This window comes from Streptomyces acidicola (genome assembly GCF_009377235.1).
Taxonomy (GTDB): domain Bacteria; phylum Actinomycetota; class Actinomycetes; order Streptomycetales; family Streptomycetaceae; genus Streptomyces; species Streptomyces acidicola.
This window is the reverse complement of the sequence record NZ_VMNX01000003.1, coordinates 118394-127547: the sequence shown is the minus strand read 5'-3', so window position 1 is coordinate 127547 and position 9154 is coordinate 118394. Positions and strand designations below refer to the sequence as shown.

General features: G+C 71.8%; 6 protein-coding genes and 1 pseudogene. 4 read left to right on the top strand and 3 right to left on the bottom strand.

Annotated features, from left to right (window positions below; genetic code table 11):
• Positions 1-72 precede the first annotated feature (72 nt).
• Positions 73-1917: a LamG-like jellyroll fold domain-containing protein gene (locus FPZ41_RS02675; protein WP_322619747.1), complete on the top strand. Its 1845-nt coding sequence runs from the start codon at positions 73-75 to the stop codon at positions 1915-1917.
• 33 nt (positions 1918-1950) lie between these two features.
• Entirely contained in the window at positions 1951-3615 is a 1665-nt protein-coding gene (locus tag FPZ41_RS02670) for a PHP domain-containing protein (protein ID WP_152858616.1), read from the top strand.
• 44 nt (positions 3616-3659) lie between these two features.
• Here FPZ41_RS02670 and FPZ41_RS02665 read toward each other — a convergent pair whose 3' ends face one another.
• Both FPZ41_RS02665 and FPZ41_RS50130 read right to left on the bottom strand, forming a co-directional pair.
• Positions 3660-5165 carry an acyl-CoA synthetase gene (locus FPZ41_RS02665; protein ID WP_152858613.1) on the bottom strand — a complete coding sequence of 502 codons (1506 nt, stop codon included), beginning with the start codon at positions 5163-5165 and terminating at the stop codon, positions 3660-3662.
• A gap of 112 nt (positions 5166-5277) precedes the next feature.
• A pseudogene (locus FPZ41_RS50130) lies at positions 5278-5415 on the bottom strand (3-oxoacyl-ACP reductase); the annotation flags it as partial.
• Between the two features lie 71 nt (positions 5416-5486).
• On the opposite strand from FPZ41_RS50130, the gene FPZ41_RS02660 reads away from it, so the two are divergent.
• Both FPZ41_RS02660 and FPZ41_RS02655 read left to right on the top strand, forming a co-directional pair.
• The gene (locus FPZ41_RS02660; RefSeq protein WP_228022372.1) at positions 5487-6020 is read left to right on the top strand and encodes a MarR family winged helix-turn-helix transcriptional regulator; all 534 of its coding nucleotides are present in this window, start codon (positions 5487-5489) and stop codon (positions 6018-6020) included.
• Between the two features lie 114 nt (positions 6021-6134).
• Entirely contained in the window at positions 6135-6983 is an 849-nt protein-coding gene (locus tag FPZ41_RS02655; RefSeq protein WP_152858610.1) for an IclR family transcriptional regulator, read from the top strand.
• Between the two features lie 42 nt (positions 6984-7025).
• On the opposite strand, the gene FPZ41_RS02650 is transcribed toward FPZ41_RS02655, so the two are convergent.
• Entirely contained in the window at positions 7026-8816 is a 1791-nt protein-coding gene (locus tag FPZ41_RS02650; RefSeq protein WP_152858607.1) for a sulfatase-like hydrolase/transferase, read from the bottom strand.
• Positions 8817-9154 lie beyond the last annotated feature (338 nt).

The following is a 9154-nucleotide window of genomic DNA, read 5'->3' as shown; positions in this document are numbered from 1 at the left end:
CTCCCAGGACTCCACCCCCCGCTTCCCGTCCCCTTCCCTTCTCCTCGGGACTTCCCCTCTCACGGAGTCAATGTGTGCACCTCGCACGAGTCCGGGCACGAGCCTGCCCAGGAGGCGCCCCAGGCGGGCGCCGGCAGACGCGGTTTCCTGCGGGCGACCGCGCTGATCGGAGCGGCCGCCGCGGTCGCGCTGCCCACCGCGACCGCCGCCCGGGCCGCGGACGACAGCTCCGCCACCCGCCGGCGGCCCGACCCGGACAGCCGCCGCTTCACGCTCGCCGTGATGCCCGACACCCAGTACCTCTTCGACGGTCCGAGCATCGACAGGGCGCCCGTCGAGGCGTCCCTGCGCTATCTGCTGGAGCACGGGCAGGAGGAGAACATCGTCTTCCTCTCCCACCTGGGTGACCTCACGCAGAACGGCACCCGGGCCGAAATCACCGCGATCAGCGAGGCGTTCGGCGTCCTCGACCGGCGGGGTGTGGGCTACAGCGTCCTGGCGGGCAACCACGACGTGAAGTCGTCCACGACCGACCAGCGCGGTGCGACGCCCTATCTGGACGCCTTCGGTCCGCAGCGGTTCCACGGCAGCAAGACGTTCGGCGGCGCCTCGCCCGACGGCTACAACACCTTCCACCTCTTCCAGGCCGCCGGCCGCGAGTGGATGGTGCTGGCCCTGGACTGGCGCCTGTCGGCAAAGGGCTTCGCCTGGGCGAGGGACGTCATGGCCCAGCACCCGAGGACGCCGGTCGTCCTCACCACGCACGAACTCGTCGACGGGGACGACTCGCTCTCCTCGTACGGTCAGCAGCTCTGGGACCAGCTGATCGAGGACCACGACCAGATCTTCCTCACCCTCAACGGTCACTACTGGCCCGCCGGTCGCACCACGCGCAAGAACGCGGCGGGCCACGACGTCCACCTGCACCTCACGAACTACCAGAACCGCTACTTCGGCGGCGCCGCGATGATCCGCCTCTACCGCTTCGACCTCGACCGGAACACCATCGACGTGGAGACGATCTCCCCGTGGATCCTGGGCCGGGCCGCGAAGGGCCTCAACGAGCTGGAGCGGCGGGAGATCGAGCTGAGCGGAGAAGCCGACCGGTTCTCCGTGGGGATCGACTTCGAGGAGCGCTTCTCGGGCTTCGCCCCCGTGCCCGCGAGACCGGCGCGGCCCGCGTCACGGATGCTGATACCGGGCACGGTGGCGTACTGGCGCTTCGAGGCGCCCGCGAACGGCACCGTCCGCGATCTGTCCGGGCGCGGCAACGACCTCGGCCCGGTCACCGTGGGCGGCGGCGAGCTGGGCTGGTCCCCGGACCACCATCCCGACCAGCCCGGCCACGGCAGCCTGGAGTTCCGGGGTTACAAGTCCCCGCTGAAGGGCACGTATCTGCGCACGGTCGACGGAGCTCCCCTCAACTCGGCCACCTTTCACAACGGCTACACCATCGAGGCCTTCTACCGCCTCCCCGCCGACTGGAACCCCTCGCACCACGCCTGGTCGGGCCTGGTCAGCCGCACCGGCACGGGCGGAGCCGCCGGCAAGACCGCCGACGACCCCGACGAGCCGCTCGCCACGCTGTCCCTGTCCAACGACCGCGAGCCGCAGTGGGCGATGCGCCCGCTCAACCAGCAGGGCATCGCCACCAACTGGGGCCAGGAGACACCGCTGGAGACCTGGTGGCACCTCGCGGTCGTCAACGACGGCGCACACACGACGCTGTACGTCGAGGGCTGCCCGGTGGTCCGCAATCCCAAGGCCCCCGCGATCGGCATCACCTCGGTCGGGCTGCCGTGGCTGCTGGGCGGCTACGAGTACGCCGGCCGGATCGACCAGATCCTCCACGGACGGCTCGGCGACGTCCGGATCGTCGAACGAGCCCTGCCCGTCACGTCGTTCATGAACCACTGAGAACCCACTGAGGACACAGAGGACCCGCACGCCATGTCCGAGCAGCAGCTGCCCGTCTGGGCCGATCCGTCCGTCTCCCCCGCCGACCTCGACGCGCAGGGCGTCTCCCGACGGGGGCTCCTGCGCCGCGCGGGCCTGTTCGGCGCCGCCTTCACCCTCGGCTCCGCGGCCGTGCCCGCGGCCGCCGCGGGGCAGCGCCTCGGCGGTGACGACCCCCGCCTGGCCTACCTCGTCGGCGACCACCACGTCCACACCGTCTACAGCCACGACGCGAAGTACACGTTCTCCCAGCTGGCCGCCGCGGGCGCCAAGTACGGCCTCGACTGGATGGTGTTCACCGAGCACTCGAACGTCGGGCACGCCCAGTACGGAGCCTCGCTGGAGCACCAGGAGATCCTCAGGGCACGGGCGGAGAACCCGCGTCAGCTGATCTTCCAGGGCCTGGAGTGGTACATCCCGGCCGCCGAGCACTGCACGGTCTTCTCGTCGCCCGGCCCGCACGAGGTCGACCTGCTCACGCGGTTCGAGCGCGAGTACGACGGCAAGCTGCTGGCCTACGACAAGGGCGGCCCCGCCGACGCCGACACCGCGCGCAACGAGGCGCACGCCGTGAAGGCCATCCAGTGGTTGGCCGAGCAGCGCCGCACGGGCTACGTCGACGACGTTCTGGTCCTCGCCAACCACCCCCTGCGCCTGGGCATCGACTCCCCGCACGAGATGCGCAACTGGCGTGACGCGGCTCCCGAGATCATGATCGGCATGGAGGGTGCGCCCGGCGCCCAGGGCGCGGCGCTCCCCGGGCGGGGCTCGACATCGATCCGCGGCGAGTACGAGAACAAGCCGTCCGCGCAGTCCTGGCCCGGCTACCCGGCGGGGGCGTACCTGACGTACGGCGGCTTCGACTGGGCGACGGCGACCGTGGGCGGCCTCTGGGACTCCCTGCTCGCCGAGGGCAGGCTGTTCTCCATCACCACCAACTCGGACGCCCACCGCGTCGTGTTCGACACCTGGAAGAACGGTGACTGGCTCCCGGGACAGAACTTCGACAACACCGGCCGGCTGCCCGACCCGGTGAACACGGACAGCCCGCAGCCGGGCAGCGACTTCTGGCCCGGCCAGTTCAGCCGCACCCATGTGGGCGTCACCCGCTACGGCTACCGCGCGGTGATGGCGGGCCTGCGCGCGGGCCGGGTGTGGCTCGACCACGGCCATCTGCTCGACGGACTCGATGTCCGGCTGAAGCGGGACCGCGACGCGGGCCGGGGCGTCACGCTCGGCGGGCGGCTGCGCGTCCGCAAGGGCGAGAGGATCACGCTGAACGTGACGGTGACGACCGCTTCACGCCCCAACTCGCAGGGAATCCTGCCGGAGCCGGCCCACGTGGACGTGATCCGGGGCGCGGTGCGCGGTCCGGTGACCGATCGGGACGCCTGGAAGGCTCCCGACACCAAGGTGGTCCGGACGGAGGACGTCTCCGGCCGGAAGGGGACGTACACCCTCCGTATCCCTCTGACCGCCGGGGACGAGTCCTTCTACGTCCGCCTGCGCGGCAGCGATGGCAACCGCAACGGGGCGGGCTACCTGGGCGCCACGATCGACCCCCACGGCCCGATCCCGCACGAGCCGGGCAACGGCGACCCGTGGGCGGACACCTGGTTCTACTCGAACCCGGTCTTCGTGGACGTGGTGGGCGCCTGAGGGCGTGCCCGCAAAGGGGCGCGGGTGCTGATGGCGTTCCTTGCTCAGGAATCCGTGCCGTAGCGCTCGCGCACCCAGGCCCTGAGGAGCTTTCCGGAGGCGGTGCGGGGCAGTTCGTCCGTCAGCACCACCGACTTCGGAATCTTGTACCTGGCGAGGCGCCCGGCCAGCGAGGCGAGCACCTCGTCGGGGTTCACCGTGGCGCCATCGCGGGGGACCACGACCGCGCGCGGCACCTCGCCCCACCTCTCGTCGGGCACGCCGATGACGGCGCACTCGGCGACGTCGGGGTGGGCGAGGATGCGGTCCTCGATCTCGGCGGGGTAGATGTTCTCGCCCCCGGAGATGATCATGTCCTTGATGCGGTCGACGATCCGGACGTAACCGTCCTCGTCGGTCCGGGCCACGTCCCCGCTGCGGAACCAGCCGTCCGTGAAGGCGGCGGCCGTCTCCTCGGGGAGCCCCCAGTAGCCGGGCATGACGTGCGGGCCGCGGACGACGACCTCACCGGTCTCGCCGATACCGACGGGCGTCATGTCGGGCCGTACGACCCGTACGTCGCTGAAGAAGTGCGGAACACCCGCCGAGCCCGCCTTGCTGACGGCGTGTTCGGCGTCCAGGAAGAGCACACCGGGCGCGGCCTCGGTCATGCCGTAGCCCTGGAGGAAGGTGAGTCCGCGTTCCTGGTACCGGGCGATGAGCGGGGTGGGGACCGATGCGCCGCCGCAGGTCAGGATGCGCAGGCTGGACAGGTCCGCGCGGGCCCAGCGCTCGTGCCGGGCCATCTGGTCGAACATCGTGGGCACCCCGAACATGAAGGTGATCCGGTGCTGTTCGATCAGGTCGAAGGTGCCCGCCGGGTCGAACGTCTCGACGAGGACGCAGGTGCCGCCCTTGAGCAGCACGGGCAGGGTGAGCATGTTCAGCCCGGCCGTGTGGAACAGGGGGGCGGAGACCAGGGCGCGTTCGTCGGCGACCAGGTCGTGGTCGATCAGGACGTTGAACGCGTTCCAGGTCAGATTGCCGTGGGTGAGCATCGCGCCCTTGGGGCGGCCCGTCGTGCCCGAGGTATACATGATGAGGCAGGTGTCGTCGTGCGTGACGGGCTGGTCGATCGGCTCGTTCTCGGCCCCGGCGAGCAGCGCCTCGTACTCGGCGCCGACCTCGATGTACGTCCGGACGCCGGTGTCGCCGGGCAGGCCCGCGACGAGCCCCGCGTGCGAGGGCCGGTGGACGAGGGCCTTGGCGCCGGAGTCGGCGAGCTGGTGGGCGATCTCGGGCCCGGCGAGACGGGGGTTGAGCGGGACGAAGACCGCGCCGAGCGTACCGGCCGCGAACAGCGTCTCCAGGTACGAGGGGTGGTTGGGCCCCAGATAGGCGATCCGGTCACCCCGGCGGACCCCCGTGCCGCGCAGGGCGTGGGCGAGGCGCGTGGTGCGCTCGTACAGGTCCGCGTACGTGAGCGCGGCGTCGCCATGGATCAGGGCGGTGCGGTGCGGTGTCTTGCGGGCCCGGCGCGCGGGCCACGATCCCAGTCCGTCATTGCGCATCTGTCTGCCCCTGTCCGTCCTTGCACATGGGGTGTCCCTTACGGTTGCGCCGGCCCGAGCACTCGCTCGCCGGGGTTGATGCCGGGGTGGGCGAGGTTGGCGGGGTTCATCACGCCTCCGGGGTCCAGCCCCCGTTCGCGTACGCCGTCTTGACCTCCCGCGGCTGCGACCAGAGTGCCACCTTGTCGCCCTCCGGGGTACCGAAGTCCTCGCCCCAACCTGCGGCTACGGCTACGACTACGGGAGCGAAGCCAAGGGCAATCATTGTTGTCGTCAATAGTTGTTGCCGTATCCAGGGTGCGGCATGCTGAAGGCGGACGTATGAACCGCCCCGCCGGGGCCCGGCCCAGGGAGCCAGTCATCGCCGGCCAGCAGCACGCCACCGACAAGGCCGTGGGCCCCGCCCTCATCGACGCACAGGAGCCGTGGATGCGCACGCTGCACACGGACACGGGGTACCTGCTGTACCGGCTGGGCCTGCGGTCGGGGCAGTTGTTCAACGCGTTCCTTCAGGAGTCGGGGCTGCGGCTGCGCCACTACGCGCTGCTGCGGTTCCTGGCCACCTCGGAGGGCGCGTTGCAGCGCGAGCTGAGCTCTCGGCTGGGCTACGACCCGAGTGCGATCGTCGGGCTCGTGGACGATCTGGAGAAGCTCGGGTTCGCCGAGCGGCGCCCGTCGCCCGACGACCGCCGCAGCCGCATCGTGGTGCTCACGCCCAAGGGGCGGGCCTTCCTCCGCGACACCGACGAGGCCGGGCTGCGCGTCGCGAACACCCTGCTCCAGGGCCTCGATCCGGCCGAGCGGGACACCCTGCACACTCTGCTGCGCAAGGTCGCCGAGACCCAACTGAGCTGAGCCGACCGAGCCGAGAACCGGCCCGCGCAGGGAGCCGGCCCGCGCAGGGAGCCGGCCCGCGCAGGGAGCCGGCCCGCGCAGGGAGCCGGCCCGAGCAGAGACAGAGCCGATGCCATGCCGATGACCGCCGACACCGTCCCGTCTCCGACACCGCCTCCGCCGCCACCGTCCGCGCCGTCGTCCCCTTCGTCCGCGCCACCCTCCCCCTCGTCCGCGCGGTCCGCGCCCGGTCGGCTGCTCGCCGTGCTCGCCGCCTTCGACCACGAGCATCCCGCGCTGTGCCTCACCGACATAAGCCGCCGGTCCGGACTCACGCTCACCACGACGCACCGGCTGGTCGGCGCGCTCACCGAGTGGGGCGCCCTGGAGCGCGACGGCTCCGGCGTCTACCACGTGGGGCTACGGCTCTGGGAGATCGCCGCCCTCGCCCCGCGCGGGCTGGCGCTGCGGCAGATCGCGCTGCCGTACCTGGAGGACCTGTACGAGGCGACACACGAGAACGTGCAGCTGGCGGTGCGGGACGGCGGCGAGGTCGTCTACACCGAGTGGCTGTCCGGCCGCTCGGCGGTCGGCGTCCACATCCGTGTGGGCGCCCGCTGGCCGCTGCACGCCACGGGCGTCGGTCTCGCCCTGCTCGCGCACAGCGATCCGGCCTCCCAGGAGGAGTACTGCGCGGGGCCGTTGACCGCGTTCACGCAGTACACCATCACCGACGGAGCGCGCCTGCGACGCGTCCTGGCCGAGGTCCGGCGCACGGGCGCCGCCGTGAGCAGCCGCCAGGTCACGGACGACGCCCTCTCGGTGGCTGCCCCGGTCCGCGGCCGGGACAGCACGGTCGTCGCGGCCGTGTCGGTGGTCGTACCCAAGGCCGACGCGCAGGTCCCGGCGCTGATCCCGGCGGTTCGGCTGGCGGCGCGGGGCATCTCCCGGGCGCTGGGGTGGCAGCCGGGGACAGGGAGCTGACCCGGTCCACACGGCGGAGCCGCATACCGGCACAGCCTGCGTCTACTGCGCGACCGCCTGCGCCGCGTACGCCACCGGCATCCCCGCGTGCGTGGCCGTGCCCCGGCAGGTGAGCCGGCCGCGTTTGGCGCCCGCGGAGGGCGTGACCGTCCAGCGGGCGGTGAGCCGGCCGCCCGCAGGGACGCGGTCCTCGGTCGCCGGGCCCAGCGAGCGCACCTGCCAGCGGCCGGGCGCCTGGAGGACGAGCCCGGCGGCAGTCCAGGGCCGGGCGGAACCGTTGGCGAGGGTGGCGGTCACGAGGAACTCCGTGCCCTGCCGGGTCACTTCGAGGGTGACGCCGAACGGCTTGCGCTCGTAGATGTCGGCCCACGACTCATGCATGAGGCGGACCAGGGCGTCGGCCTCACCGGGCCGTGCCGCCGCGAGGTCGTCCTGCTCTCCGGGGTCCTTGGCGAGGTCGTACAGCTCGACCTGCCAGCGGTCTTCCGGTGCCCGCCGGTCCTGACCGGGCGCGAACCGCACGGCCTTGAAGTCGCCGCGACGCACGGCCTCGGACAGGCGCCGTATCCGGCCGCCGTCGACGGCGTTGGCGCGCGGGGAGCCGCCGCTGTGGTTGCGGTAGAAGTACAGGTGATCGTGATAGGGGGCATGGGCGGTCTTCCGGGCGCCGAGCAGCAGCGGTGCGAGCGAGAGGCCGTCGATGTCGGTGGGGACGGGTGCGCCCGCGAGGTCCGCCAAGGTCGGCAGGAGGTCGATCAGCGGGGTCGGCCGGTCGGTGGTCCCGGCCCGGACACGGCCCTTCGACCAGGCGATGAGCGGGACGCGGATGCCTCCCTCGTACAGGTTGCGCTTGTAGCCGCGCAGCGGGCCGTTGCCGTCGAACAGGTCGGGGTCGGTACCGCCCTCCTCGTGCGGGCCGTTGTCGCTGGTGACGAGGATGAGTGTGCGCTCGGCGAGACCATGCTCGGTGAGCCGGTCGACGACGCTGCCGACGAGGGTGTCGAAGGATGTGACCTGGGCGGCGTGCGCCTTGTTGGGGCGGGTCCAGGGGGCCTCCGCGTACCGGCCGAGGTCCGGGTCGACGCTGGGGGCGTGGGGGACGGTCGGCGCGAGGTAGAGCAGGAACGGCTCGTTCTTGTGCGTGTCGATGAAGTCGAGCGAGCGCTGCTGGATGAGGTCGGGCGCGTACACCTCGCGGGCGCCGTCCCGGTTCGCGGGGATCTCCTGCCGGGTGCCGTTGTCCCAGAGGTAGTCGGGGAAATAGTCGTGGGCGTGGCCGTGTGTCAAGTAGCCGTAGAACTCCTCGAAGCCCCGGGAGTTGGGGTGGCTCGGCTGGTCCGGTTGCTCGGGGCCGAAGCCCCACTTACCGATGAGGCCGGTGCGGTAGCCGCAGGCCCGCAGTGCCTCCGCGAAGGTGAAGTCCTGCTCGGTGAGGCCGGCCTGGCCTCCGGCGCCCCACGGGTTCTCGCGCACGGTCGCGTGGCCGCTGTGCAGTCCGGTGAGCAGGGAGCAGCGTGAGGGCGCGCAGACGGGGGCGGCGGCGTACGCGTCGGTGAACCGCAGTCCCTCGGCGGCGAGGGCGTCGAGACGGGGCGTGTGGATCAGCTTCTGCCCGTAACTGCCGAGTTCGCCCCAGCCGAGGTCGTCCGCGAGGACCACCACGAAGTTGAGCCGCTGCCCCTTGGGCTGCGCGGCGGGCACGACCGAAGGGGACGGCCGGCCGGCCGACGGAGCGTCTCCGCGCCCGGCCTCCTTGCCCGCGGAACACCCGGCCGCCGCTCCGGCCACGCCGAGGGCGGCGGACCCGGCGAGAAAACGGCGGCGGCTGGGCATGCGGAACTCCTGTCGGTGGGCTGTTGCTGGTCGTAAACCGATGATCAAGGGGACTCTCCGTGCAGGACCATGCACAGGGCATGAACACCTTGTTGCAGGTCACCGGGTGCCGCCCGCAACCTCGGGGGGAGCTTCGGGCGGCACCCGACCCTAGAGAGGGGGAATCCCGGGTTCTGGTTCCCTGGACCAGGAGTGATCTTCGCACGAGATCGTCCACGCCCTGTCAGGACCCCTGCGCGCGGGTGACGCGCCGTCCGGTCGCCCACCGACCCTTCCCTGCTGGATCGACATGTTGAAGTGGATCGAGCAGGGGTGGACGCGAGGATACGTCGGGCGAG

What these genes read in the sequence shown, in the direction of transcription:
- FPZ41_RS02670 (WP_152858616.1), top strand. Translation starts at nt 1,951, where the DNA reads ATGTCCGAGCAGCAGCTGCCCGTCTGGGCCGATCCGTCCGTCTCCCCC.
- FPZ41_RS02665 (WP_152858613.1), bottom strand. Translation starts at nt 5,165, where the DNA reads ATGCGCAATGACGGACTGGGATCGTGGCCCGCGCGCCGGGCCCGCAAG.
- FPZ41_RS02660 (WP_228022372.1), top strand. Translation starts at nt 5,487, where the DNA reads ATGAACCGCCCCGCCGGGGCCCGGCCCAGGGAGCCAGTCATCGCCGGC.
- FPZ41_RS02655 (WP_152858610.1), top strand. Translation starts at nt 6,135, where the DNA reads ATGCCGATGACCGCCGACACCGTCCCGTCTCCGACACCGCCTCCGCCG.
- FPZ41_RS02650 (WP_152858607.1), bottom strand. Translation starts at nt 8,816, where the DNA reads ATGCCCAGCCGCCGCCGTTTTCTCGCCGGGTCCGCCGCCCTCGGCGTG.